Genomic DNA, 24,623 nt, shown 5'->3' with positions numbered 1-24,623 from the left:
TTACACCTTATTTATTGTTTATGAGTGCTGCAGCAATGTTTTGTGCTTTACCGGTTACTTATGGTCTTGATTCTGCTGTTTTTTCTCAGTTTTCGGACATATTTGTTTTACTATACTTAGGCGCACTTTTTAGATTTATTTTTATTATTGCGGGTATTGATAGTGCAAATCCTTTTGCAGGTGTAAGCGCTAGTAGAGAAGGTACTCTGGGTTTTTATACAGAAGAAGTTGCTGTAATTTGTCTTGTTGTTGTTATGATGGGAGCAGGAAGCACTAATTTACCGATAATCACTTCTTTAATACAAGAAGGTAGTTATGGTTATGCTATCCCTTCATTTGCTGTTGCTTCAACAGCATTTTTATGGGTAATGTATGTAGAAACAGGAAGAAAACCTTATGACTTAGCTGAAGCAGAACAAGAACTCCAAGAAGGAGTCTTGGGAGAGTTTTGTGGTAAAGACTTGGCTCTCATCGATATAGCATTATTACTCAAACAATTTACAATGTTAGGATTTTTTCTCGTCATTTTTATGCCTTGGAGATTTGAAAATCCTATTTTATCGTTGATTGTTTTTTTAGCGGAAGTGGGTTTCCTTTATGTTATGGGGGTATTTATCGATAACTTTGGACCAAGATTTACAATAAATAAAGGGGTAAAAAGAACTATGCTTTTTGCACTCGCTATTTCATGTACTTCATTAGTACTTTATATTATGGGAATTTAATTATGGAAAATATTATTAATATCGTTACCGTTTTGATGATGGCAACAAGTTTTGCAGTATTTAGTTTAAGACAATACCATCATAGTATCAAAGCGTATGCCTTGCAAACGCTACTATTAGTCATTGTCTTTTTAGCTTTATATTTTAAATATGGTTCACATGAATTACTTATATGGGCAATTACAGCTTTTGTTATTAAAGTAGTTTTTGTACCTCTTTATTTACTTAGACTTATTAAGAAAATAGGTGTTGTTGTTGAAGATGAACCAGTAGGTGGTTTTTTTATATCACCTGTTATAGCTCTTAGCTTTTCACTTGCAGTTTCTATGATGCTTTACAAAGTTTTTATTCATTTTTCACTGTTTCAAGAAATATTGCCTCTTTTTGCGGCTTCATTTATCTTTATGATGGGTATTTTCGGGTTCGTTTTAAGAAACTCATTTTTAAAACAAATCCTTGCTTACTGTCTTTTTGAAAATGGTATTCACTTAAGTCTTGCACTTATGGCATACACTTCACATGAACTTGTAGAAGTTGGAATTTTAACAGATGCTATTTTTGCAGTTATTATTATGAGTGTTTTGGCTAAGCGGTTTTACGCCTCTTATGATAGTCTTGATACATCTAAAGCTATAAATTTAAGGGGATAAAATGGATATACTATTATTAATACTCATCGTACCTTTTGTTTTTGGCATTTTAATGTTTTTAATGCCACTTAATTTCAAGTTATTAAAAAATCTACACATTTTTTTAAGCTTGATTGTCTCAGTAGTCTTACTTACAGCAGTTGGGAAAGTGGTAGATGGCGGTGAATTACATATATTTCATCAATTTATTTTCTTAGATTCACTTGGAGCTATCTTTTTATCGTTGATTGCGATTACTGGTTTACTTGTTAATATCTATGCAACTACTTATATGAAGTGGGAACTTGAAGAGGGACATATAACACTCAAAGAAGTTAAAAACTATTTTGCTTTAAGTTTTATTTTTACATGGACAATGGCTTTAAGTGTGCTTTGTAATAATATTGCCTTTATGTGGGCAGCTATTGAAGCGACTACACTTGCTTCTGTTTTTCTTGTTGCTGTTAAAAAAGATAAAAAATCTACTGAAAGTGGTTATAAATATATCGTTTTATGTAGTATTGGTTTAGCGTTTGCTCTTTATGCAACGATTCTTCTTTACTCTGCTGCTAATGGTAATATTGATGGAGAAGCAATGCTTTATACTAATCTTCTTGCTAATGCAGCTAATTTAGATCCTATGGCTTTAAAATTAGTCTTTATTTTTGCATTAATTGGTTTTGGAACAAAAGCAGGACTTGCTCCAACTCATACTTGGTTACCAGATGTTCATGCAGAAGGTCCTGCTCCAACATCTGCTTTACTTTCAGGGGTCCTTCTTAAATGTGCAATGTTAGGGCTTATAAGATATTATGCTGTCGTTGCAAATGGGGTTGGTTTTGATTTTGTACAAACAGTAATGATTATTAGTGGAACGCTGACTCTGTTTATATCTGCGTTTTTCCTTATTCGTCAACACAATGTAAAAAGAATGTTTGCTTATCATTCAGTAGCACATATGGGTGTAATTGCTTTTGGTTTAGGTGTAGGTGGAGCAATTGGACTTTTTGCAGCACTTTTTCACTGTGCAGCTCACTCTTTTACAAAAGCATTAGCTTTTTGTTCAACAGGAAATATTGCTAGAATTTATGGAACCAAAGATATGACAAAGATGGGTGGAATGATACGTATTGCACCTATAACTGCTGTACTTTTTGGTATTGCTATTTGTTCTTTGGTAGGTGTTCCTGGATTTGCAATTTTTGTAAGTGAGTTTTTAATTTTTAAAGCTGCAGCTATTGGTGGGCAGTACATTTTAATGGGTATTTTTGCTGTTGCCTTAGCTATCATTTTTATTGCTGACTTTTCTCACTTTTTTCTTGCTACATTTGGCAAAGTAGAAGGTGAAGTAGTGCATAATAGTGAAATGAAATTGAGTGAAAACTTACCGCTTCTTGGCTTAGCTATATTAATCGTGGCTTTTGGTGTGTGGCAGTTTGATTCTTTTACGTTTCTCCTTGATGAGAGCGTAAAAAGTATAATGAAATAATAGGATTTTAAATGAAATGTGATAAATTTATAGAAGCTTTGAGTCAGAAAGTTAAAGTTTTAGAAGTCACCAGACAATATGAAGATCAAGTTACTGCTTTGGTTGAACTAAATGATCTACCTGAAGCAGTTCGTTTTCTTTATTACGATGTTGGCGGCTACCTTTCAACAATGGTTGCTAATGATGAACGAGAAATTAATAAGCATTATGCTCTTTATTACGCACTTTCAATAGAAGGTGGCAAAATGTTTGAGGGTGATGAGATAGAACAGGATGAAAAATGTTTTGTAACTGTTAAAGTTCTTATTTCACCTGATAGTCTTACTTTTCCATCTGTTACACCTGTAGTGCCAGCATGTGTTTGGTATGAAAGAGAAGCATATGATATGTTTGGACTCGTTGCAGAAGGTTTACCAGATAAAAGACGTTTAGCATTGAGTGATGATTGGCCTGAAGATCTTTTTCCTCTTCGAAAAGATGCAATGGATTATCGTCATCGTCCAGATATGGTTGATCATGATAAAGAGCCAGAATACAACTTTTTGAAACCTGAAGGTTCAGGAATGGTAGAGCTTCCTTTAGGACCTTTACATATAACATCCGACGAACCAGGACATTTTAGACTGTTTTGTGATGGCGATACTATTATTGATGCTGATTATAGACTTTTTTACCAACATAGAGGTATGGAAAAACTTGCAGAAAACCGCATGAACTATGATCAAATGGGTTATTTAGCAGAAAGAGTATGTGGTATTTGTGGTTATGCTCATGCGATTGCTTGTATTGAATCAGCTGAAAAATCTGTTAATTTAGAAATTCCTGCACGTGCTCAAGCAATTCGTATTGTTTGCTTGGAAATAGAAAGACTTCATAGTCATCTTCTAAACATAGGACTTGCATGTGAAGTAACTGGTAACTATAATGCTTTTATGCATCTTTTTAGAATTCGTGAATACTCTATGAAACTTGCCGAATTGGTTACTGGTGGACGAAAAACCTATGGTAACGTTGTTATGGGTGGTCTTAGACGAGACATGACAGGAAAAGAAATTAAAAAAAGTTTGGAAATCTTACAAATTATCGAAGTACAAGTAAATGAAGTATGGGATGCTATTATGGACGATAAACGTCAAGTGAAACGTTGGACAGGCGTTGGAATACTTGATAAACAAGTAGCTAGAGATTTTTCTGCTGTTGGTCCAAACGTAAGAGGAAGTGGCATCAAAAGGGATACAAGATATGATCACCCTTATGATTTCTTTAAACATATTGAATTTGAAGTTGCAGTTGCTCATGGTTGTGATGTTTTATCAAGAGAAATGGTAAGATATATGGAACTTAAAAGTTCGATTTCTATTATCCGTCAATGTTTTGAGTTAATGCCTCAAACAGCTATTATAATAGAGCCTGAGCTTAATGTTAAACCTGAAAACTTTGCTCTTGCCTATGATGAAGCTCCAAGAGGAGAAAATGTTCACTGGGTGATGCAAGGTAATGCACAAAAAATTTACCGTTGGAGATGTAGAGCTGCTACATACAATAACTGGCCAAGTTTGCGTTTTCAATTCCGTGGAAACAATATTGCAGATGCAGCACTAATCGTTTGTAGTCTTGATCCATGTTTTTCATGTACAGAACGTGTAACAGTTGTCGATGTAAATAGTAAAAAAAGCAAAATTTTGACTAATAAAGATTTAAAAAGCTTTTCAAGAACACAAAAAGATAGCCCTTTAAAGGATATAAGATGCTAAAACTTCTTGATATCAGTAAAAAATATGGTGATGCTACCCATAAGTATCCTTTTGAGCCCTACGTTGTCGCGGATAATTTTAGAGGGAAACCTGCATATAAGTTTGACTTGTGCATCGGTTGTGCTGCATGTGGTATAGCATGTCCTTCTAACGCTATTACAGTCCAATTTAATGAGGATCAAAGTAAACTAGTATGGGAGTTTGATTGTGGACGTTGTATCTTTTGTGGTAGGTGTGATGAAGTTTGCCCTACTGCTGCAATTACACTAAGTAACGAATTTGAGTTAGCTGTTAAATTTGACAAAAATGCTCTTATTCAAAGAGGTGAACTTGAAACTCAATACTGCAGCAAATGCAATAAACCATTTAGTGCAAAAAGGCTTGTGCACTATGGATATGAGTGTTTAAGTAAGGCAAACTTAGGAGAAAAAAGGCTTAAAGAAGCTGAAAACTATCTTACAGTTTGCCCAACATGCAAAAAAACTGCCACAGCAACAAGCTTTACACGTGGCGAAGAGATGGTAATAGAATGAAAACATATGAAGTTCCTCAAGAAATACAAGATGCCAATACACTCGAAGACAAACTTGAACTTCTTAAACATATAGGAAGAAGTTTTAGTGTTTACAGAGTAGATTGTGGAAGTTGCAATGGTTGTGAAATTGAAATTTTTGCTGCTATAACCCCAATGTGGGATCCTGAACGTTTCGGTTTCAAACTAGTAGCTAATCCTCGACATGCGGATATACTTCTTTGTACAGGTCCTGTAACAAGGCAAATGTACTATCCACTTTTACGTGCTTACGAAGCAACACCTGATCCAAAAATCGTTGTAGCTCTTGGTGCTTGTGGTGTAAGTGGTGGTATCTTTTATGATGCATATAGCGTACTAAGTGGTATCGATAAAATTATCCCTGTTGATGCGTACATTCCTGGTTGTCCACCACATCCAGCGAGTATCATCTATGGTCTGACAACAGCCCTTGGTGTTATGGAGCAAAGACTTGAAAAAGTAAGTTTTGAAGAAGAAGGAGAACTACCTTCACTTGTCAAAGATTCTGTTATCGGAAATATTCTTTTTGAAAGGGATTTATTAGTTGAAGCTAAAAAACTTATGAGTTATATTTTTGGACGTAAATTATTTGATAAATATTTAGCTGCTCTTGTTAAAAGTGGTGATATTAAAAATACAAAAGCAACCAAAGAATCTGTTACTGAAGCTATGAAAATAGAAGATGATCCACGATATGCAGAATGTATGGGTATTTTACATAATAAAATTTATGCTCAATATGTTCCATGTGAAGAAGAAGATAAAATTAGCCTTCACAGAGTTGAATGGAGCAAAGGGTTATGATAAAAGTTTACAGACTTGTTAAAAGACATATAGATGATGCAAAGTCTGATTCATCAGAACTCAATCAAATTAAAATCTTTTCTACATGTATAGGTCATGGGGTTGGAAAAATTGATTTTAGTGAAGAAGTTTTAGAGATTGAAGATTCTGAGTATGAAAAAATCTTAGAAAGTGGCGATGAGTATTTAAAATTTAAAATAGGTAATTTAAGCAAATATTCTGAAATTGAAATTTTTCCAGAACATGCTACAAAACTTTTACCTAAAATGATCGAATGCCCATTAAAAGAAATTCTAAAAGATTTAAAAGAAGGTTATTTAGTCCTTCAGAAAGATTTCACGTGAAAAAAGCACTTTTATGTGTCGGTAATGAACTAAGAGGTGATGATGGTGTTGCTATCGAAGTAGGACGATTAGTGGAGCAAGACTTGCCTGATTGGAAAGTTTTTTTTGGCCACGATACACCAGAAGATGAGTTTGCAAATTTACGAGAGTTTAATCCTGATATCATTGTAGTAGTAGATGCAATGAGCGGTTTTAAAGAAGGTGAAATAGAGTTTTTAGACCTTAGTGATGAACGTACTTATGTTTACTCTACACATAATCTTCCTACACCTATTCTTTTAAGTTATCTTAGAGAAATTTGTGTTAAAACTATCTTTTTAGGTATTTGTGTTTTACTTGAAAATGTTTTACATTTTACAGAAGGATTAAGCGATAATGCAAAAGACTCTACTTATAAAGCTCTTGAGAAAGTCAAAGAACTTGATGCCTTACTAAATGAATCATGACAACAGCCTTTACATGTAAAATATCTTTACATGTAAAGGTTTATTAACATATAAATACTATCTCTCAAAATTTTTTCTAAACTTTTTATTAAATTATATTTCTTACATGTAAAGTAATTTTTATTAACAAATAATTTGTTATAATATCAAAAAATTGAGAAAGAAAAAAAGTGAAATCACCAAAAGGTTTTAGAAAAAACTATTTTACATTTGCAGCAATACTTGCTCATAGCGTTTTTGTACGCCTACATAATATTGCTTTGCAATTTGACTTTTATTTGAAAAAAAACTTTTCTCAAAAAGAAGAACAAGACGTAGAAGAAAACTCTCCTCCCAATGAACTTTTTCAGTCTTGCCTTTTTATCAAAATTCGTCCTTCCCATTGCAACTGCATTTTTGCACGAAAAACAAAAATCATAGTGGCACTTTTCCACTATATCCCAAGATGTCCTTACTATAACACTTACTTTGCTTTTAGAAGAACTGGTGTTCACCCTCCAACTTATCCTTAAAACTCAATATAAAAATAAAATATAGGATAAAAAATGTTAAATAATAGTTATGTCGTTGGTTTTCCCAGAATTGGAGAACAACGAGAATTAAAAAAAATTTTAGAAAGTTTTTGGGCAAAAAAATGCTCATTTAAAGAAGTCCAAAAAATAGCTAGTGAGTTAAAAAAAAGACATTGGCTATATCAAAAAGATGCTGGAATTCATTTTATTAGTTCCAATGACTTTAGTCTGTATGACAATATGTTAGATACTGCTTTTATGTTAGGAGCTGTTCCTAAAAGATTTCAAAATCTACAAAAAGAAGAGTTGTATTTTGCAATGGCAAGAGGACATGAAGAAGCAACTGCTATGGAAATGACAAAGTGGTTTAATACAAATTACCATTATATAGTTCCTGAACTAAGCGCCGATGATATTTATAAATTAAATGCAAGTAAAATTCTTGAAGAGTATAAAGAAGCAAAAGAACAAGGTATTACAACAAAAATAAATCTCATTGGACCTATCACATTTTTAGGGCTTTCTAAAAGAATAGATAAAGGTGATCCATATGAATTAATAGGAAAGATTCTTCCTCTTTATAAGCAATTACTGCAGCAAATAGCTCAACTAGATAAAGAAGTTATTGTTCAAATTGATGAGCCTATTTTTGTTAAAGATAATGAAACAAAAGTTTTAAGCTTAATCAAACCAACTTATGAAAGACTATGTGAGGTAAGTGAAAATATCAAAATTATCGTGAGCACATATTTTGAACACTCAAATGAAGCTACAAAAATCTTTGTTGATACGCCTATTTGGGCTTTAGGACTTGATTTTTTACATGGAAAAGAAAATTTACATATGCTCTCTACCATAGAAGAAAGTGGGAAAAAACTCATTGCTGGGGTTATTGACGGAAGAAATATTTGGAAAAATAATATAAACAAAACTCTTCAATTACTAAATCAGATAACTAAAGTTATTCCAAAAGAACAGATTATTATTTCTTCTTCTTGCTCGCTTTTACATACTCCATTTACTTTAAAATATGAAGAAAAAATGAATCCAGAAATTAAAAATTGGCTTAGTTATGCAGTAGAAAAACTCGATGAAATAAAACTTGTTGCTGATATTTTTTCTAAAGATTTAAACAATTTAAATCAAAAAGAACAAAAGCTTCTACAAGTCAATCAAGAAGCAAGTGAGAGTAAAAAAACTTCTTCACTCATTCATGATGCATCCGTACAAAAAAGAATTAAAGATTTTAAGCTTTTTAATCGTACTGATAGTTATGAAAAAAGAATTAAACTCCAAAAAGAGATTTTAAAGTATGAAGACTTAGCCACAACTACTATTGGCTCATTTCCTCAAACAAACGAAATACGAAAAGCTAGACGAGATTTTAAAAATAAAGAAATTTCAAAAGAACAGTATGAACAAAAAATGAAAAACTATATTGATGAGTGTGTAGCTTTTCAAGAAGAGTGCGGTATAGAAGTTCTTGTTCATGGTGAGCCAGAAAGAAATGACATGGTTGAATACTTTGCAGAACAACTAAAAGGTTATGGTTTTAGTCAAAATGGTTGGGTACAAAGTTATGGGAGCAGATGTGTGAAACCCCCTTTTATATTTGGAGATATTAGCAGACCACAACCAATGACAATAGACTGGATATCTTATGCCCAAAGTAAAACAAAAAAAATCATGAAAGGAATGCTCACTGGTCCTGTGACCATTTTAAACTGGTCGTTTGTAAGAGATGACAAACCTCGCTCTGAAGTTTCAAAACAAATAGCAATTGCATTAAGTGATGAAGTCGATGATTTACAAAAGGCAGGAATAAAAATTATTCAAGTAGATGAAGCCGCTTTTAAAGAGGGATACCCTCTAAGAGACAATAAAATCAATGAGTATGAAACTTGGGCTGTGCGAGATTTTAAAATATCTGTTGCTCCTGCACTTATCCACACACAAATCCATACCCATATGTGTTATAGCGAGTTTAATGATATTATTAAAACTATAGAAGCAATGGATGCAGATGTTATCTCCATAGAAACAGCTCGTAGTGGAAATGAACTGTTAAAGATCTTCAAACAAATTGGTTATAAACAAGAAATTGGTCCTGGCGTATACGATATACATTCACCAAGAATTCCTAGTGTTATGGAGATAAAAAAGCAAATAAAACTTCTTTTAAAAGTTTTACCTAAAGAAAAACTTTGGATAAACCCTGATTGTGGATTAAAAACACGTAAATGGGAAGAAGTCAAACCAAGTTTAATAAACATGGTAAAAGCTGTTAAAAGTATTCGTGAAGAATTGAACTAATAACTCAAGAGTGTGGTTAATAAAACCACACTCTCTCTTTTCACGTTACTTTTTTTTAACAAAAATATAGATATAATCCCACAAAACATTAGAATTAATATAGATGTATAAATCAAGTACATCTCCTCATATAGAGTTTTAAAGCAAAAGGTATAATAAAGTGAATGAGAGCAAAGATTTTTTACGTTTAAAAGTTGATGAGGACTTAAAGTCTGGCAAATATAAAGAAGTGATTACTAGATTTCCTCCAGAACCTAATGGCTTCCCACACATTGGACATGCTAAGTCTATCTGCATAAACTTTGGAATTGCACGTGACTATAATGGACACTGTAACCTTAGGATGGATGATACTAACCCAACTAAAGAAGATACTAAATATGTTGAAGCTCTTAAAGATGCTGTAGAGTGGCTTGGCTTTGACTATGGCGAGAACTGTTGCTTTACTTCTGATTATTTTCCTAAACTCTACGATTATGCTGTACAACTTATCAAAATGGGAAAAGCATATGTTGATAGTCTAAATGAAGATGATATGCGTGAATTTCGTGGTACTGTTAAAGAGGCTGGAAAACGCAGTATTTATGCCCAGCGTTCTGTTGAAGAAAATCTAGAGCTTTTTGAAAAAATGAAAAATGGTGAGTTTAAAGATGGTGAACACGTCCTTCGAGCCAAAATCGACATGAGTGCTGCAAATATGAAGATGAGAGACCCTCTTTTATATCGCATTAGACATGCGCATCATTTTAGAGCTGGAGATGATTGGTGTATTTATCCAATGTATGACTTTGCTCACTGTTTATCTGACTATATTGAGGGTGTTTCTCACTCTATTTGTACACTAGAGTTTGAAAACAATCGTGCTATTTATGATTGGGTACTAAATGAGCTTAATCTTCAATTACCTCGCCCATACCAATATGAGTTTGCTCGTCTTGGTATTAACTATACTGTTATGAGTAAAAGAAAGCTTTTAGAGTTGGTCGAAGGTGACTATGTTCATGGTTGGGATGACCCTCGTCTTCCTACTATTGCTGGATATAAAAGAAGAGGATATACACCAGAATCTATTCTAAATTTTTGTGACCAAATAGGCATTGCTAAAGCAAACTCAATGGTAGATGTTTCGCAACTTGAATTTTGCATAAGAGATGATTTAAATAAAAAAGTACCACGTGTTATGTGTGTGCTTGACCCAGTAAAAGTGAGTATAGAAAACTATGATGGAAGTGAAAAGATAGAAGCTTCATACTATCCACATGATGTTCCAAAAGAAGGAAATAGAAAACTCCCTTTTTCTCGTGAAATTTATATTGAACGTGATGATTTTAATGAAAATCCTCCAAAAGGATACTTTCGTCTCACACCTGAACAACCTGTGCGTTTGAAACATGCTTATATCCTTACATGTAAAGAAGTTATCAAAGATGATAATGGAAATGTCATAGAGATAAAAGCAGAGTATCACCCGGATTCTAAGAGTGGTTCAGATACGAGTGGTATCAAGGTAAAAAGTGCCATACAATGGGTAGATGCAAAAAAAGCTAAACAAATAGAAGTAAGATTGTACGATAGACTTTATAAAAACGAATCTCCTGAAGGATTAGAAGATCTCAATCCAAACTCTTTACATGTAAACAAAAATGCTCTTATAGAACCAGCGGTTATAGAAGAAAAACCTGATGAGAGATTTCAGTTTGAAAGACAGGGATACTTTTACGCTGATCCTATTGATTATACAAATGAAAAACCAGTATTCAATAAAATAGTTGGTCTTAAAGACTCTTGGGGCAAAAAAGCAACATCAAACAAACCAACACCAAAACAAGTAGCTAAAAAAGTTCAAATTGATGGTGAAATAGCCCCTATGAGTGAAGAACAAGAAGCACTTTTTGCTAAATATACAAAAAATCTTGGTCTTAACAATGAAATAGCAAATATATTAGCACGTGATGAGCAACTCTCTAGTTTTTACGAAGAAGCACTTTTAGTCATTAGCAGCCCTATAAGCCTTGCTAATATAGTAACTAATGAAGTAGGTAGAGAACTTAAAAAAGAGAGTGAGCTTAAGTTCAATGCAAAACAAATAGCCGAGCTTGTTAAGATGATTGACGATGCTACAATTTCTTCAAAAATTGCTAAACAAGTATTTGAAGAGATGATAACTTCTGGAGAAAATCCAGAAGTTATAGTAGAAGCTAAAGGCTTAGTACAGATAAGTGATCCAGCTCAGATTGAACCTATTATTGATGAAGTTATTAAAAACAACCCAGAGAACATTGCTAAGTTTAAAGCAGGCAATACAAAACTACTAGGTTTCTTTGTAGGACAAGTCTTGAAAAGTACAGGTGGAAAAGCCAATCCAGCCGTAGTAAATAAACTTGTAGCGGGGAGATTAAAAGATGTATAGATTTTCAGCGGCTCCTACAAAAGATTTACATGTAGGAGAGTTAAGAATTGCTCTTTTTAATTATATTTGTGCAAAACAATCAAACAAACAATTTATAGTACGTATAGAAGATATAGACAAAGCTAAAAATATTGACGGAAAAGATCAAGAGATACTTGATATCTTAGCTATATTTGGTATGAGATATGATTATTTATATTATCAAAGTGAAAACTTTAAATACCATTTGCAATTTGCATCTTCTCTTATGGACAAAGGCAAAGCTTTTGCTTGTTTTTGCACTGAAAAAGAGTTAAAAAAACAAAAATCATATAGCGGAAAGTGTATTAATATCTCTCAAGATGAGTTACTTAACAACAATCTTCCTTTTACTATTCGCATTAAAAAACCAACAGAAGCTTTACATGTAAAAGATACTTTACAAGGAAACCTTACTTTTAAAAGTGATGAAGTTGATAGCTTTGTTATCATGGAGCAAAACAAGTATCCAACATCAAACTTTGCAAATGCATGCGATGATATGCTCCAAGGTATAAGCCATATTATAAATGAAAAAAGATATGTATCTGAGATTCCAAAACAAGAAATGGTTAGAAAGTCTTTGGGTTACACTGAAGATATAAGATATACACATATTCCTGAGATTTTAAATGCTGATAATACAAGTATCAAATTTTTGATAGACCAAGGATTTTTACCTGAATCAATCATCAACTACCTTATACTAAAAGATACAAGCTCTCAAGAGATTTTTACCCTTGACGAAGCAATCGAGTGCTTTAAGATAGAAGATATCTCAAAAGATTTAGTAACATTTGACTTAGAAAAACTTTGTTTTTTCAATCGTAAACATATCAATAGACTTGATGACATACAACTCTCTAAAATCATAGGTTATGCAAGTAACGATATAGGAAAACTAGCTAAACTTTTTAGTAAAGAAGTTAGTACAACTTACGAGATAAAACAAAAAGTAGATAAAGTTTTTGCACAAAAAAATTCAGACAAATATAATGAAGATTTAGAAAAACTAAAAAACATAGTAAAAGAAGCTCCCTACTTTGAAAACTTCAATGACTTCAAAGCATACTTGATGCAAAATAGTGAATTAGAAAATGAAAAGTTTGAAAATTTACTTAGTACTTTACTAACAGGAGAACAAAGTACTTCAAATCTTGAAGCACTGTATGCTCTTATAAAAAACTATTTACAGGAGATAGCAAGATGATGGTAATTTCAACGCTCATAGAAGCGTTAGCACAAATTTTACATATGGTAATTAATATATATATTTGGGTTGTGATAATCTCAGCTTTAATTACATGGGTAAGACCTGACCCTTACAATCCTATTGTTCAGGTTTTAAGAAGACTAACTGAGCCAGTATATGCATTTATTAGAAGATATGTACCAACAGTCATTGGTGGTGTTGATTTAGCTCCTATTATTATCATAATTGGACTTCAATTTTTAGATTTATTTGCGGTTAAACTACTATTCAATTTAGTTAATGCACTTTAGAATACTTAGCAGAGGACTTTTCCTCTGCCTTCTTTTTTCATCAGCCCTATTTTCGGCTACTCCTAAAGACTTATCTTTTTTTGATGATAAACCAAGAGGTATAGCAAAAGATTTTTATATCTATAGATATTTGCAAAAACCAACTACAACTCCAAAAGAAGCATGGAAACTACTAGAGCAAACAAGTAGAATGAGTATGAAACTATTTCATGCTTATGCTGCAAAATGGAACGAACCAGAAATCACAAAAATTTCAAAATGCTTGAAGATGAAACTAAAACCTCTTTTAGAAACAAATGATGATGAATGTTTAGCTATAAAATTTTCTCCTTATTTAGCAACAAAAATAAGCAAAGATGAATTAAAAAGTATAGAAAAAAGATTAAGTCAATATGATATTTCAAAATCTTTACATGTACTCTACTCAGATACTCCATTCAAAACTATGCTTGATGGCAATGAAAGACTCTTTTTTGACGTATTTAATAGAGTAGGAAGTAAATATAGAAGAGATTTCTTTGACCACGAAATAAGCAAAGAAAAGATAAAAAAACTAGAAAAATATAGACAAATCAATCAAACTATAAAATATGTCATAACAGATAACAAAATGAAAAACTTTAACAAATCTCTTATACATGTAAACAGATTTAAAAAAACTTTAACACACCATAGCCTCTTCTTTTTAGGTCTTAATGCTTTGAAATTAAGATATAACAAACTTGCTATGGCATTTTTTGATGAAGCTTATAAAAAAGCATATTATCGTATGGATAAAGATAAAGTTCTATTTTGGCAATTTCTTGTTAGCAAAGACGAAAAGTATAAAGAAGAGATTATTAAGAGTTTTGATTTGAATATTTATACCCTCCTCTCAGGAGTTAAAAATGATAGGATTATGATAGCAAAAGCATGGGAGCAAAATCCAAATTTTGATGAAAAAAATCCTTTTCTTTGGACAAAACTACTAAAAACTGCCAAAAATGAAAATAAAGAAGAACTTGAAACATTAGCCCAAAAATTCTTATATGGAAGTACACTTCCTCATTTTTCGTTTTTGATGGAAAAAGCAAGTGGCTATCATGACCACTATTTTCCAATACCTTATACAAAATACTTAGAAGGTATTGATAAAAAAAGAATAGCTCTTATTATGGCTATTGCTCGTCAAGAAAGCCGTTTAGTCCCTTCTGCTATAAGTCACTCCTATGCACTTGGAATGATGCAATTTATGCCTTTTTTAGCAAAAGCTATAGCAAAACAAGAAAAATTAACTGACTTTGATTTAGATGATATGTTTAATCCAAAAGTAGCTCTAAAATTTGCAAATATACATTTAGATTATCTTGAGCACTATCTTTATCATCCGCTTTTTATTGCTTATGCTTATAATGGTGGTATAGGATTTACAAAAAGACTTTTAAAGTCAGGAACTTTTCAAAAAGGGCCTTATGAGCCTTTTATGAGTATGGAGTTGGTTCATTATGATGAAAGTAGAAAGTATGGGAAAAAAGTTTTAGCAAACTATATAACATACATGCAAATTTTACATCAACCAGTTTCTGTATATACTCTCTTTGAAGATTTAACAAAACCGGAAAAAACAGATAAGTTTAGGGATTAATTATCCCTAAATTTTATAAATAATCTTTAACGAAATTCAGCGTAGTACTATTGTTTTCAGAAGTTGAAAAACTTACAGCTATATTTTTATTTCTTTTTTCTTTTATAACTTCTAAAAGATAATATTTACTCCAAGGAGTCACTACAGGAATAAACTTTAAAAGTTTATTATCTTTTTTTAACTCTTTTATATTTTCAATAACATTATCATTCACAACAAAAGCAATCTCTTTATACAACTCTTGACGTTCTTCACTTGGAACGTAAATATTTACTATAAATTTTTCTAGATTTTTATTCTCTTGCGCTAATTTTTGATTTATTTGATTTAAATACGTAACAGTAATATAGGCTTTTGTTATAAGACCATCTTTGATAGACGTATTTTTCGTTTCTGTCATAGCAGCTTCATGGAAAATATCTGATTGTTTTGCATATTTATTTATTTTTTGTGAGCAGCCCACAAATAAAAAAGATATTAGTATTAGATATAAGATTTTTTTATTCATTATTGTCCCTATTTTTAGTAAATGAATTTTATCATAAAATAGTAGATTATGAACAATATATGCTAAAATTCGTTTATTTAAATTCAATATTTTGGTGAACACATGCAAAAAGTAGTTATTCTTGGTACTGGTTGGTTAGGTTTTCCTTTGGCAAAACATCTTTCAAAAAACAATTATGATGTTTTAGCTTCATTTAGAAACAGACCTTTGCAACTTGCACTCAATAGAGAAAAAATAAACTCTTTTTATGTTGATTTAAATGAAGATACTTTATCTCATCGGATATTTGATACAGATGTTCTGTGTATACTTATTCCTCCATCAAAAAATGAGAATTATCAGGAGATATTTAACAAACTTGTATCTCATGAAAAATTTCATAAAATTAAACAAATTATTTTTGCTTCTTCAACTTCTGTTTATGAAGATACTCCTGATGCTAAAGATGAAGAATCCCCAACTAAAGCAAATAACCAAATTGTGCAAACAGAAATGATTTTCAATAAATTTCAAAATGTAGCCATTTTACGATTTGCTGGGCTCATGGGAAAAGAAAGATATCTAAGAAAATACTATACAGATACTATAGAAAATTCACAATCCATAGTCAATCATATTCACTTAGAAGATGCTATCGGTATAATTAAAGAAACAATAGCACAAAATCTCACAGGTACTTACAATGTATGTGCTCCTATGCATCCTACAAAAAAAGAGATTATCCAAGAACAATGCTATATGTTAAACCAAAAAGAGTGTATTTTTAAAAATGGTAATAGTAAAAAACATCTTGTTCTAACAGATAAAATCGATAAAAAACTTTTTTACATGTATAAGCATCCAAACCCTATATATTTTCCTCTCATTAAAAATCAAGAAGCATTTTGATATAATCGCAAAATATTTATACAACGGGATAAAAAATGAACTCTTTAGCTATAGCTTTTAGTGGACCGTCAAACAGTGGAAAAACAACTCTTATTGTTAAAGTTGCAAATGCATTAAAAGACAAGTACTCTTTAGCTATTGTCAAACACGACCCAAGTGATAAAGCTATTTTTGATAAAGAAGGAAAAGATAGTTGGAAATTTTCTCAAACTGGAGCAGAAGTTGTAGTAACATCACCTACGAGAACTACACTGCTTTCACAAAAAGAAAAGAGTATCGATGAAATCATCAAACTCTTAGGTGATTTTGACATACTTTTAGTTGAAGGATTAAAAACTCTTCCTCTTCCTAGACTTTCTGTTTTTAGAAACAAACTTGATGAGAGTTATTTTCCTGTTTCAAATGCTCTAGCAATAGATGATAGTATAGACTTAAATAATTACGATATACCAAAACATTTGGACATTTTGGATTTAAATGACACAAATGCTATTGTAGAGTGGATTTTAAAAAATGCAAAAAAGGTTAGATAATGACTGAAATAATTGAAGCGATAAAACGCTCAGCCATAAGAATACGTGAAGCAATAGAATTTGACGACACGGGATATTCTGAAGATCACAATGCCACTGGTGATACACAACTTAAACTTGATATAAAAAGTGATATTATCATTGAAGAAGAGTTTAGAAAAGTAAACACTATCAAAGAAATTGTGAGTGAAGAAAAAGACGATAAAACGCCTCTTCACAATACTGGACGTTACCTCATAGGATATGATCCACTTGATGGATCTAGTTTGATTGACGTAAACCTTAGTGTTGGTTCAATCTTTGGTATCTATGAAGGTGGATATGCAGGTAAAAATTTAATTGCAAGCGTATATGTAGTATATGGTCCTAGGGTTGAGCTTGTAATTGCAACGGATAAAGTTCGTATGTATAGACTCAATAAACAAAACAAATTTGTATTTTTAAAAGACATTGTTTTAAATGAAAAAGGGAAACTTAACGCTCCTGGTTCTACTCAAATGTGTTGGGCACCTAAACATAAAAAAATGATAGATGATATTTTTGCAGATGGATATAGACTTCGTTACTCTGGCGGTATGGTTCCAGATTTGCATCAAATTCTATTAAAAGGCGGTGGACTTTTTTCATACCCTTCAACAAGTGATGTGCCAAAGGGTAAACTTAGGCTTATCTTTGAAGTTTTTCCATTTGCTTTTGTATTTGAAAAAGCTGGAGGAGCATCTGTAGATGGAACAAAAAGAATACTTGATTTGACACCAGCACATCCTCATGATACTAGTCCATGTTTTTTTGGTTCTAATGCAGAAATAAAAAGAGTAATCGAGTGTAATAAGTAGTATGGAAAAAGATGAGTTTCAAAAAGATTTAGAAGATAAAAAAAAGACTCTTCAAGAGTGTCAAACAACTAAAAATCTTAAAACTTGTATGGATTGTGAAAAAATTTTTGAATGTGAAACAAGAAAAAATTACGTTAGAGCCACCTATGATAGTATGTCTAAAGGTGAAACTGGCGGATTTGAATTTTAATAGATTAAAAAATAAAAATAAAAGAAATAAATTCCTCTTCTTGCCAAAGGCAAAGCTTCAGTGAGAGGAATTTTATTGAGCTTTGCTCGATAAAAAGGAGAACATAGAATGAACAACAAAGCTTATGTAACTACACCCATTTATTATGTCAATGACGTTCCTCATATAGGACATGCTTATACAACTATCATAGCTGACACTATGGCTCGCTACTACCGCCTAAAAGGTCGTGAGACTTATTTTCTAACGGGAACTGATGAGCATGGTCAAAAGATCGAAGAAGCTGCAAAAAGTAGAAATAGAAATCCTCAAGAATATGCTGATGAAATCAGCGGGAAATTCAAAGCTCTATGGGATGATTTTGATATAAGTTATGACAAATTTATCAGAACAACTGATGCAGACCATAAACTAGGTGTTCAAAAAGCTTTTAAAACAATGTTTGATAAAGGTGATATTTACAAGGGTGATTATGAAGGTCATTACTGTGTTAGTTGCGAAACATTTTTTACAGAAACACAACTCATTGATGGTGATGGCTGTCCTGATTGTGGGAAACCAACAAACTTAGTAAAAGAAGAGAGTTACTTTTTTAAACTCTCAAGTTATCAAGAACAACTTTTAAAATGGTACCACGATGATGAGCAATGTGTACTGCCTAAAGGCAAAAAAAATGAAGTTATAAGTTTTGTAAAACAAGGACTTCGTGACCTTTCTATTACCCGTACAAGTTTTGATTGGGGTGTAAAACTTCCTGAAGAGATGGGTGATCCTAAGCATGTTATGTATGTTTGGCTTGATGCTCTTTTAAATTATGTCACGGCATTAGGTTACGGTAAAGATGAAGAAAATATGGATTTTTGGCCTGCAACTATGCATTTAGTTGGTAAAGATATCTTACGTTTTCATGCTATCTACTGGCCAGCATTTTTAATGAGTCTTGGTCTTCCTCTTCCGACACATATCGCAGCTCATGGCTGGTGGACAAGAAATGGCGAAAAGATGAGTAAATCAAAAGGAAATGTAGTCAATCCTAAAGAAGTAGCTGATGCCTATGGTTTAGAAAACTTTAGATATTTTATGCTCCGTGAAGTTCCTTTTGGACAAGATGGAGATTTTTCTCAAAAAGCTTTAATAGACCGTATCAACTCAGACCTTGGAAACGAGTTTGGAAATCTTTTAAATAGAATTATCGGTATGAGTGGAAAATATAGTCAATCTGCTGTCACTTCTAAAGATGTAAAAGCTTTACATGTAAAAGAATTAAGTGATGTAGAAGAGATTTTAGATGGCGTTGAGAAAAAACTTAATGAGCTTCAAACAAATAGATATTTAGAAGATTTATGGAAAGTTTTAACAATTGCAAATGGAGCAATAACAGCACATGAACCTTGGGTTAAAATCAAAAATGGCGATACAGATGGTGCATTAGCAGTCGTAGGTCTTGTAGCAAATATATTAGCACGTGTTACAGTTTTAGTAAGTCCTGTTATGCCCAAAACATCTTCAAAAATTGCAGCTGCCCTTGGATTTGAGATAAATACTGAAAGTTATACAAAACTAATTCAAAACAGAGAACTGTTAAATGACTTTGTTATAGAAAAAATTCCACCACTTTTTCCTAGAATCGAAGAAGAAGCGATTGAGACTCCAGAACCTTCAACTAAGCCAGAAGTAAAAAAGAAAAAAGAAACAAAGACAAAAGAGGAATCAATCATAACAATTGATCAGTTTTTTGAAACATCTTTAAAAATTGGAACAATTTTAGAAGCAGAAGAAGTTCCTAAAAGTGATAGACTTTTAAAATTAAAAGTTGATGTAGGTGAAGAAAACCCTCGTCAAGTAATAGCAGGAATTAAAGAGTACTATGCACCAGCAGATTTAATCAATACACAAGTGTGTATAGTAGCAAATCTAAAACCTGCAAAAATCATGGGTATGTTAAGCCAAGGTATGCTTTTAGCAGCAAAAGATAAAGATGGTTTAGCACTTATGAGACCAGAAACTCCTAAAAAAAGTGGCTCATCTGTTGGATGAAAATTGAAAGCCTAGTAAGAATAACTGGTGGGGTTTTACTTAATACTCCATCAGTTAACTCCATTGATAATATCAAAATAAACTCAAAAAAAATAGAAAGAGGCGATCTTTTTATTGATGTCAATAACTCAAATGAAGATATTTATGAAGCTATAGATAATGGAGCATACTGTATTTTAACAGCAACTATTCCAAAAATTGAAGATGAAGAGATAGCTTGGGTAAGTGTACAAGACTTAACGACAACGTTAATAAAGCTTTCTCGTTTTTATGCGACCAATAAAAATTTTAAGTTTGTTACTCTTTCTTTTTTACAATATGAATTAGCAAAATGTCTTCAAATAGATAAAAATGCAAAGGTTCTCTCACAAGAGCCTCAACATGCACTTTTAGAAATTTTAAAAGCAAAAGAGAATGAACTATTTTTTGTTGTAGATAACGCATTTATAAATAAAGTAGATCCAACCATACTTATACCTGAAGAGACAAGTGAAGCACAACATGTTTTTGAACATAGTATATTTTACTCATCTTTTGTATTGCATGAGAAGTTCATAAACAATATAAAACTCTCTTCATTATTTATTCCTCATTTATGTGCTCTAGTAAAGTATTTAGAAAAATTGAATATAAATTTTACAATAGATAATTTTAACCATTTTGGGCATTTTTATCCTCAATTTGTTAATAATAAACTGGAAAAAAAAGATTTTGGATCTACTAGAAAAGCACTCATCTTTGAAAAAAACTTTAAACTTTTTAAAAAAGAAATAGAGTATTTAGAAGAAAAAGTTGATAATAATGCCCTTATTATATTTGTGCCAAAAGAAAAAGTCAATAACCTTACATGTAAAGCTGTAAAAATGGTATATAATAACTTTAGTGATATACAAAATTTACAAAATATTGATTTTAGATATGTATTGATATATGGTAAAATTGACAATTTTGAAGAGTTTTTAGAATCTCATAGCAATAAACAAATGACACTCTTTTAGGAACAATATGATAACTTTAGATAATCAATCTGATATAAAAATAGATACAACTTTTTTAGAAAAAATAAGCGATTCTCTTACACAAAAAGAGATAGAATTAATTCTAATAGATTCTGATACAATGCAAGAGATTAACCATGATCAAAGAGGATTTGATAAAACAACTGATGTACTTAGTTTCCCTTTAGAAGATGTTCCATATTTTCCATTAGGTTCAATCCTCATCAATAGTGAATTAGCTCAAATAAAAGCAGACGAATTTAATCACTCTGTTCAAGATGAAATCACACTGTTATTTATTCATGGATTATTACATCTTTTGGGATTTGATCATGAGGTAGATAATGGTGAAATGAGAGAAAAAGAGGAAACAGTGATTAAAGAGTTTTCACTGCCAAAAAGTTTAATTGTAAGGACAGTTTAGTGGAATATATAATATTTTTAATTTCGATGATTTCTCTTATTGGAGGTGCTAATTATGTGATAGTAGAATCAGAAAGAATTGCACTTCATTTTAATATTTCTTCATTTGTAATTGGAGCAACGCTCATAGCAGTTGGAACAAGTTTACCTGAAATGGCTGCAAGTATGGCTGCAAGTAGTATGAATAAGCCTGAAATGGCCGTTGCAAATGTTTTAGGAAGTGTTACTTTTAATATTGCTCTTGTTTTGGGAGTAATTTTTCTTTTTGTAAAAGAAATTAAACCAAAAAGAGATTTGTTTAAAAGTGATAGTGCTTGGTCTTTATTTCCCCTTATGATCTTTTTTATTATGGCCTACGATGGAGTTATTGGAAAATTTGAAGGTTTTACATTTTTAATTCTTATGGCTGCCTATCTTCTATTTTTAAGCAAAGATGCAAAAATGATTGAAGATGAAGTTGATACTGATTTAGTAAAAGAAAAATTTGCCTGGGGAAAAACTACTCTTTTTCTTCTTCTTGGATTTGTTCTTGTTATAGCAGGTGCAAACTACACTATAGAAAGTGCTTCAATAATAGCAAGAAGTTTAGGTGTAACCGAATGGGTAATATCTTTAATTCTCATTGCTTTGGGAACTAGTTTACCAGAACTTGTCGTAAGTATTGTAGCTGCAAAGAAAGGAAATGCTGATATGATTATTGGTAACATTATAGGCAGTAATGTTGCTAACTTTACTATTGTTTTGGGAAGTGCTGCTATTGTCAATCCACTCACTGTAGATTTTTCAAAATATGGTTTTGATATTTTATGTATGTCATCTGCTTCATTTATGCTTATTTTTATCACGGCAAATAAACTATACAATAAATCAGCAGGTATTGCTTTGTTACTTCTTATAAGTCTTATGCTACATAATAGTTTAAAGGTACTGTTTTAATTATTTATTGATGTAACCCATTTTTAAAAGTTTATCATAAACTTTAGAGATTATTTCCCCACTTGCAGCTCCACCATGACCGCCATGTTCAATCATAGCTGTTATAACATACTCAGGATCTTTATAAGGTCCATAGGTTGTAAACCAAGCATGAGAACGGTGATAATACTCAAGTTCATTCTCCTTCATACGTTTTTTTTCACTTTGAGGAATACCAACAACTTGTGCTGTTCCTGTTTTTCCTGCTATGTCAACTTTAGATTTTATATATCTATGCCCTGTACCTCTAGGATGTGAGATAACTTCTCTCATTGCTTTTCTTATAAGAGGTAAATTTCTTTTTTCTATATAAGTCAATACATCTTCTTTACCATAATCAACTTTTAAACCATCAACACTTTTTATAAAATGAGGTGTTATTGAATAACCTGTTGCTAAAAGTGCTGTATACTTTGCAACTTGAAGTGGTGTTGTTAAAAAATATCCCTGCCCAATAGAAGTAATTAATGTTTCACCTTGATACCATGGTTTTTGATACTTTTGCATTTTCCACATTCTACCAGGGACTGAACCAATAAATTCAAAAGGTAAATCTACACCTGTTTTCCTAGCAAAGCCTAAGTTTTTTAACACAGGAGCAATTCTATCAATACCTATTTTTAAACTACCTTTATAAAAGTAATCATCACAACTTTCTCTAATAGCCATTTTAAGACTTGTTTTACCATGTCCTTGAGTTTTCCAACACCTAAACTTTCTCCCACCTAATTCAAAAGAACCACTACAATAATAACTTGTATATGGAGTTACTAATCCTGATTCTAGTAAAGCTAAACCAACTCCCATTTTTACAACCGAGCCTGGAGGGTACAAACCATTAATTAATTTGTTAGTAAAAGGATGATTAAAATCATTTGCTAATTCTTGCCACTCTTTTTGACTTATTCCACTAACAAATTGATTTAAATTGTACTCTGGGAAACTCCCAGCTGCTAGTATTTGTCCGTTGCGAGCATTCATTACAATAATTGCTCCACTTTTTTTCTCAAACAATTTTGCAATATACTGTTGTAATTCCAAATCTAAACTCAATTTTATATTACTACTTGAAGGAAGTGTTTTATCAATCTCTTCTAATTCTTCATTAAAAGCTGTAACTTTAGTACGTTTTTGTCCTTTTTCACCTTCTAATAATGAATTATAGTATTTTTCAATCCCTGTTCTTCCAATAAAACCAGTAAGCTTTGCAACTCTATTTTCTTGCTCATCTTTTATATTTGCTTTTGCAACATACCCAATGACATGTGAAGCTAATTCATTATAAGGGTAATAACGTTTTGAAGCAATATTAATTTTTAAATTATCTCTTAATGAAAGCTTAGAAAACTTATTGATAACATCATCGTACGAAATAAAATCTATAACTTTAACATATTCATGAGAGTATGGGGAATCTCTTTTTAAATAAATTTTTTTTATTTTTTTACTATCTAAGTCTTTTAGATTATTCACCAAAAAATTTATTTCTTTATCAAGAGTTTCTCTTTTTCTGCGTGAGCTTAATTGCGGTTTTATCCCTATACTAAAGCCTAGTTTATTGACAGAGAGTGGTTTACCGTTAGTATCTAAGATTGACCCTCTTGAAGGTGCTAAATCTTCTACTTTAATAGCATTTTGTTTGGCTATTTCTTCATAGTAAGTATTTGACTTAATACTTATATAATATATTCTTACAAGTAAAACTAACCAAAAAGCAGTAAAACCTATCAGTAAGAGTTTAATTCTCATACTTTCCCTTTAAGCAAAATTATTGCAAATATAATATCTATAAGAATATAATAAAAATAATCTTTTGAAAAAACAACTCTATCTTGATTTAGAATATAAGCTATAAAAGAATTTAACAAAAAATGTCCTATATAAGCCACTGTCACATACACTGCTAATATACAATTATTACATGAAAAGAAATTTCTAATTTTTTCTACAAAAAGATTATAAAATATTATAAATAAAAGAAGTGAGGAAAAAAGATAAAAACCTTTATTTAAATCATATATACTTAAATATATAAAAGAAAGATATATATAAAACCTACTTTTTTCATCTTCAAAACTTACTACAATATAAGCAAAAAAAACACCAATAAA

At 31.5% G+C, this 24,623-nt stretch carries 24 protein-coding genes; 22 read left to right on the top strand and 2 right to left on the bottom strand.

What is annotated here, in order from left to right:
• The 14 genes from K354_RS0111045 to K354_RS0110980 all read left to right on the top strand — a co-directional run.
• Positions 1-725 (top strand): respiratory chain complex I subunit 1 family protein (locus K354_RS0111045; RefSeq protein WP_024955562.1); only part of this gene is annotated, 725 nt, incomplete at its 5' end.
• Positions 726-727: 2 nt separating this feature from the next.
• Positions 728-1,375 (top strand): hydrogenase 4 membrane subunit, encoded by a 648-nt coding sequence (gene hyfE / locus K354_RS0111040; protein WP_024955561.1) that lies wholly within the window; start codon positions 728-730, stop codon positions 1,373-1,375.
• 1 nt (position 1,376) lies between these two features.
• On the top strand, positions 1,377-2,843 hold the full coding sequence (locus K354_RS0111035) for a hydrogenase 4 subunit F (protein ID WP_024955560.1): 1,467 nt from the start codon (positions 1,377-1,379) through the stop codon (positions 2,841-2,843).
• A gap of 11 nt (positions 2,844-2,854) precedes the next feature.
• A complete protein-coding gene (locus K354_RS0111030) occupies positions 2,855-4,597 on the top strand; it encodes a hydrogenase large subunit (protein ID WP_024955559.1) in 1,743 nt (580 codons plus the stop codon).
• Positions 4,591-5,130: a formate hydrogenlyase complex iron-sulfur subunit gene (locus K354_RS0111025; protein WP_024955558.1), complete on the top strand. Its 540-nt coding sequence runs from the start codon at positions 4,591-4,593 to the stop codon at positions 5,128-5,130. Before K354_RS0111030 ends, K354_RS0111025 begins: the two co-directional genes overlap by 7 nt.
• A complete protein-coding gene (locus K354_RS0111020; protein WP_024955557.1) occupies positions 5,127-5,954 on the top strand; it encodes an NADH-quinone oxidoreductase subunit B family protein in 828 nt (275 codons plus the stop codon). Before K354_RS0111025 ends, K354_RS0111020 begins: the two co-directional genes overlap by 4 nt.
• Positions 5,951-6,298, top strand: coding sequence for a formate hydrogenlyase maturation HycH family protein (locus K354_RS0111015; protein WP_024955556.1), 348 nt, complete (start codon positions 5,951-5,953; stop codon positions 6,296-6,298). Before K354_RS0111020 ends, K354_RS0111015 begins: the two co-directional genes overlap by 4 nt.
• A complete protein-coding gene (locus K354_RS0111010; RefSeq protein ID WP_024955555.1) occupies positions 6,295-6,744 on the top strand; it encodes a hydrogenase 3 maturation endopeptidase HyCI in 450 nt (149 codons plus the stop codon). Before K354_RS0111015 ends, K354_RS0111010 begins: the two co-directional genes overlap by 4 nt.
• A gap of 170 nt (positions 6,745-6,914) precedes the next feature.
• Positions 6,915-7,256 carry a hypothetical protein gene (locus K354_RS0111005; protein WP_024955554.1) on the top strand — a complete coding sequence of 114 codons (342 nt, stop codon included), beginning with the start codon at positions 6,915-6,917 and terminating at the stop codon, positions 7,254-7,256.
• A 33-nt stretch (positions 7,257-7,289) separates the two neighbouring features.
• Entirely contained in the window at positions 7,290-9,569 is a 2,280-nt protein-coding gene (gene metE / locus K354_RS0111000; RefSeq protein WP_024955553.1) for a 5-methyltetrahydropteroyltriglutamate--homocysteine S-methyltransferase, read from the top strand.
• 160 nt (positions 9,570-9,729) lie between these two features.
• Positions 9,730-11,979: a glutamine--tRNA ligase/YqeY domain fusion protein gene (locus K354_RS0110995; protein WP_024955552.1), complete on the top strand. Its 2,250-nt coding sequence runs from the start codon at positions 9,730-9,732 to the stop codon at positions 11,977-11,979.
• The gene (locus K354_RS0110990) at positions 11,972-13,207 is read left to right on the top strand and encodes a glutamate--tRNA ligase (protein ID WP_024955551.1); all 1,236 of its coding nucleotides are present in this window, start codon (positions 11,972-11,974) and stop codon (positions 13,205-13,207) included. Before K354_RS0110995 ends, K354_RS0110990 begins: the two co-directional genes overlap by 8 nt.
• Positions 13,207-13,500: a YggT family protein gene (locus K354_RS0110985; RefSeq protein WP_024955550.1), complete on the top strand. Its 294-nt coding sequence runs from the start codon at positions 13,207-13,209 to the stop codon at positions 13,498-13,500. The genes K354_RS0110990 and K354_RS0110985 overlap by 1 nt, the downstream gene beginning before the upstream one ends.
• A complete protein-coding gene (locus tag K354_RS0110980) occupies positions 13,490-15,124 on the top strand; it encodes a lytic transglycosylase domain-containing protein (protein ID WP_024955549.1) in 1,635 nt (544 codons plus the stop codon). Before K354_RS0110985 ends, K354_RS0110980 begins: the two co-directional genes overlap by 11 nt.
• A 13-nt stretch (positions 15,125-15,137) precedes the next feature.
• On the opposite strand, the gene K354_RS0110975 is transcribed toward K354_RS0110980, so the two are convergent.
• Entirely contained in the window at positions 15,138-15,632 is a 495-nt protein-coding gene (locus K354_RS0110975; protein ID WP_024955548.1) for a hypothetical protein, read from the bottom strand.
• A 102-nt stretch (positions 15,633-15,734) separates the two neighbouring features.
• Between K354_RS0110975 and K354_RS0110970 the strand changes: the two genes are divergently transcribed.
• The 8 genes from K354_RS0110970 to K354_RS0110935 all read left to right on the top strand — a co-directional run bounded on the left by K354_RS0110970 (position 15,735) and on the right by K354_RS0110935 (position 22,473).
• The gene (locus K354_RS0110970; RefSeq protein WP_024955547.1) at positions 15,735-16,520 is read left to right on the top strand and encodes a Rossmann-fold NAD(P)-binding domain-containing protein; all 786 of its coding nucleotides are present in this window, start codon (positions 15,735-15,737) and stop codon (positions 16,518-16,520) included.
• A 35-nt stretch (positions 16,521-16,555) separates the two neighbouring features.
• The gene (gene mobB / locus K354_RS0110965) at positions 16,556-17,053 is read left to right on the top strand and encodes a molybdopterin-guanine dinucleotide biosynthesis protein B (RefSeq protein WP_024955546.1); all 498 of its coding nucleotides are present in this window, start codon (positions 16,556-16,558) and stop codon (positions 17,051-17,053) included.
• Positions 17,053-17,889, top strand: a complete 837-nt coding sequence (locus tag K354_RS0110960) for a class 1 fructose-bisphosphatase (RefSeq protein ID WP_024955545.1) — start codon at positions 17,053-17,055, stop codon at positions 17,887-17,889. Before mobB ends, K354_RS0110960 begins: the two co-directional genes overlap by 1 nt.
• 1 nt (position 17,890) lies before the next feature.
• Positions 17,891-18,079, top strand: a complete 189-nt coding sequence (locus tag K354_RS0110955) for a hypothetical protein (protein ID WP_037940692.1) — start codon at positions 17,891-17,893, stop codon at positions 18,077-18,079.
• Between the two features lie 108 nt (positions 18,080-18,187).
• On the top strand, positions 18,188-20,116 hold the full coding sequence (gene metG / locus K354_RS0110950; RefSeq protein WP_024955543.1) for a methionine--tRNA ligase: 1,929 nt from the start codon (positions 18,188-18,190) through the stop codon (positions 20,114-20,116).
• Entirely contained in the window at positions 20,113-21,114 is a 1,002-nt protein-coding gene (locus K354_RS0110945; protein ID WP_024955542.1) for a hypothetical protein, read from the top strand. The genes metG and K354_RS0110945 overlap by 4 nt, the downstream gene beginning before the upstream one ends.
• A gap of 7 nt (positions 21,115-21,121) precedes the next feature.
• Positions 21,122-21,538: an rRNA maturation RNase YbeY gene (gene ybeY / locus K354_RS0110940; RefSeq protein WP_024955541.1), complete on the top strand. Its 417-nt coding sequence runs from the start codon at positions 21,122-21,124 to the stop codon at positions 21,536-21,538.
• Positions 21,538-22,473, top strand: a complete 936-nt coding sequence (locus K354_RS0110935; RefSeq protein WP_024955540.1) for a calcium/sodium antiporter — start codon at positions 21,538-21,540, stop codon at positions 22,471-22,473. The genes ybeY and K354_RS0110935 overlap by 1 nt, the downstream gene beginning before the upstream one ends.
• Here the strand turns inward: K354_RS0110935 and mrdA are convergent, their stop codons facing one another.
• A complete protein-coding gene (gene mrdA, locus K354_RS14255; protein WP_037940689.1) occupies positions 22,474-24,261 on the bottom strand; it encodes a penicillin-binding protein 2 in 1,788 nt (595 codons plus the stop codon).
• Between the last annotated feature and the right edge of the window lie 362 nt (positions 24,262-24,623).

Origin of the sequence: Sulfurospirillum arcachonense DSM 9755, assembly GCF_000597725.1 — a bacterium.
GTDB classification, from domain to species: Bacteria; Campylobacterota; Campylobacteria; order Campylobacterales; family Sulfurospirillaceae; genus Sulfurospirillum_A; species Sulfurospirillum_A arcachonense.
The sequence above is the reverse complement of the archived record's forward strand: the minus strand, read 5'-3'. Positions and strand labels throughout refer to the sequence as shown.

Bases quoted from the DNA above. Each gene is read 5' to 3' on its own strand.
- ybeY (WP_024955541.1), top strand. From the start codon at position 21,122: ATGATAACTTTAGATAATCAATCTGATATAAAAATAGATACAACTTTT.
- K354_RS0110980 (WP_024955549.1), top strand. From the start codon at position 13,490: ATGCACTTTAGAATACTTAGCAGAGGACTTTTCCTCTGCCTTCTTTTT.
- K354_RS0111015 (WP_024955556.1), top strand. From the start codon at position 5,951: ATGATAAAAGTTTACAGACTTGTTAAAAGACATATAGATGATGCAAAG.
- K354_RS0111030 (WP_024955559.1), top strand. From the start codon at position 2,855: ATGAAATGTGATAAATTTATAGAAGCTTTGAGTCAGAAAGTTAAAGTT.
- K354_RS0110985 (WP_024955550.1), top strand. From the start codon at position 13,207: ATGGTAATTTCAACGCTCATAGAAGCGTTAGCACAAATTTTACATATG.
- K354_RS0111020 (WP_024955557.1), top strand. From the start codon at position 5,127: ATGAAAACATATGAAGTTCCTCAAGAAATACAAGATGCCAATACACTC.
- K354_RS0111025 (WP_024955558.1), top strand. From the start codon at position 4,591: ATGCTAAAACTTCTTGATATCAGTAAAAAATATGGTGATGCTACCCAT.
- metG (WP_024955543.1), top strand. From the start codon at position 18,188: ATGAACAACAAAGCTTATGTAACTACACCCATTTATTATGTCAATGAC.
- K354_RS0110960 (WP_024955545.1), top strand. From the start codon at position 17,053: ATGACTGAAATAATTGAAGCGATAAAACGCTCAGCCATAAGAATACGT.
- mobB (WP_024955546.1), top strand. From the start codon at position 16,556: ATGAACTCTTTAGCTATAGCTTTTAGTGGACCGTCAAACAGTGGAAAA.
- K354_RS0110955 (WP_037940692.1), top strand. From the start codon at position 17,891: ATGGAAAAAGATGAGTTTCAAAAAGATTTAGAAGATAAAAAAAAGACT.
- K354_RS0111035 (WP_024955560.1), top strand. From the start codon at position 1,377: ATGGATATACTATTATTAATACTCATCGTACCTTTTGTTTTTGGCATT.
- K354_RS0110990 (WP_024955551.1), top strand. From the start codon at position 11,972: ATGTATAGATTTTCAGCGGCTCCTACAAAAGATTTACATGTAGGAGAG.
- hyfE (WP_024955561.1), top strand. From the start codon at position 728: ATGGAAAATATTATTAATATCGTTACCGTTTTGATGATGGCAACAAGT.
- K354_RS0110975 (WP_024955548.1), bottom strand. From the start codon at position 15,632: ATGAATAAAAAAATCTTATATCTAATACTAATATCTTTTTTATTTGTG.
- metE (WP_024955553.1), top strand. From the start codon at position 7,290: ATGTTAAATAATAGTTATGTCGTTGGTTTTCCCAGAATTGGAGAACAA.
- mrdA (WP_037940689.1), bottom strand. From the start codon at position 24,261: ATGAGAATTAAACTCTTACTGATAGGTTTTACTGCTTTTTGGTTAGTT.
- K354_RS0110970 (WP_024955547.1), top strand. From the start codon at position 15,735: ATGCAAAAAGTAGTTATTCTTGGTACTGGTTGGTTAGGTTTTCCTTTG.
- K354_RS0110945 (WP_024955542.1), top strand. From the start codon at position 20,113: ATGAAAATTGAAAGCCTAGTAAGAATAACTGGTGGGGTTTTACTTAAT.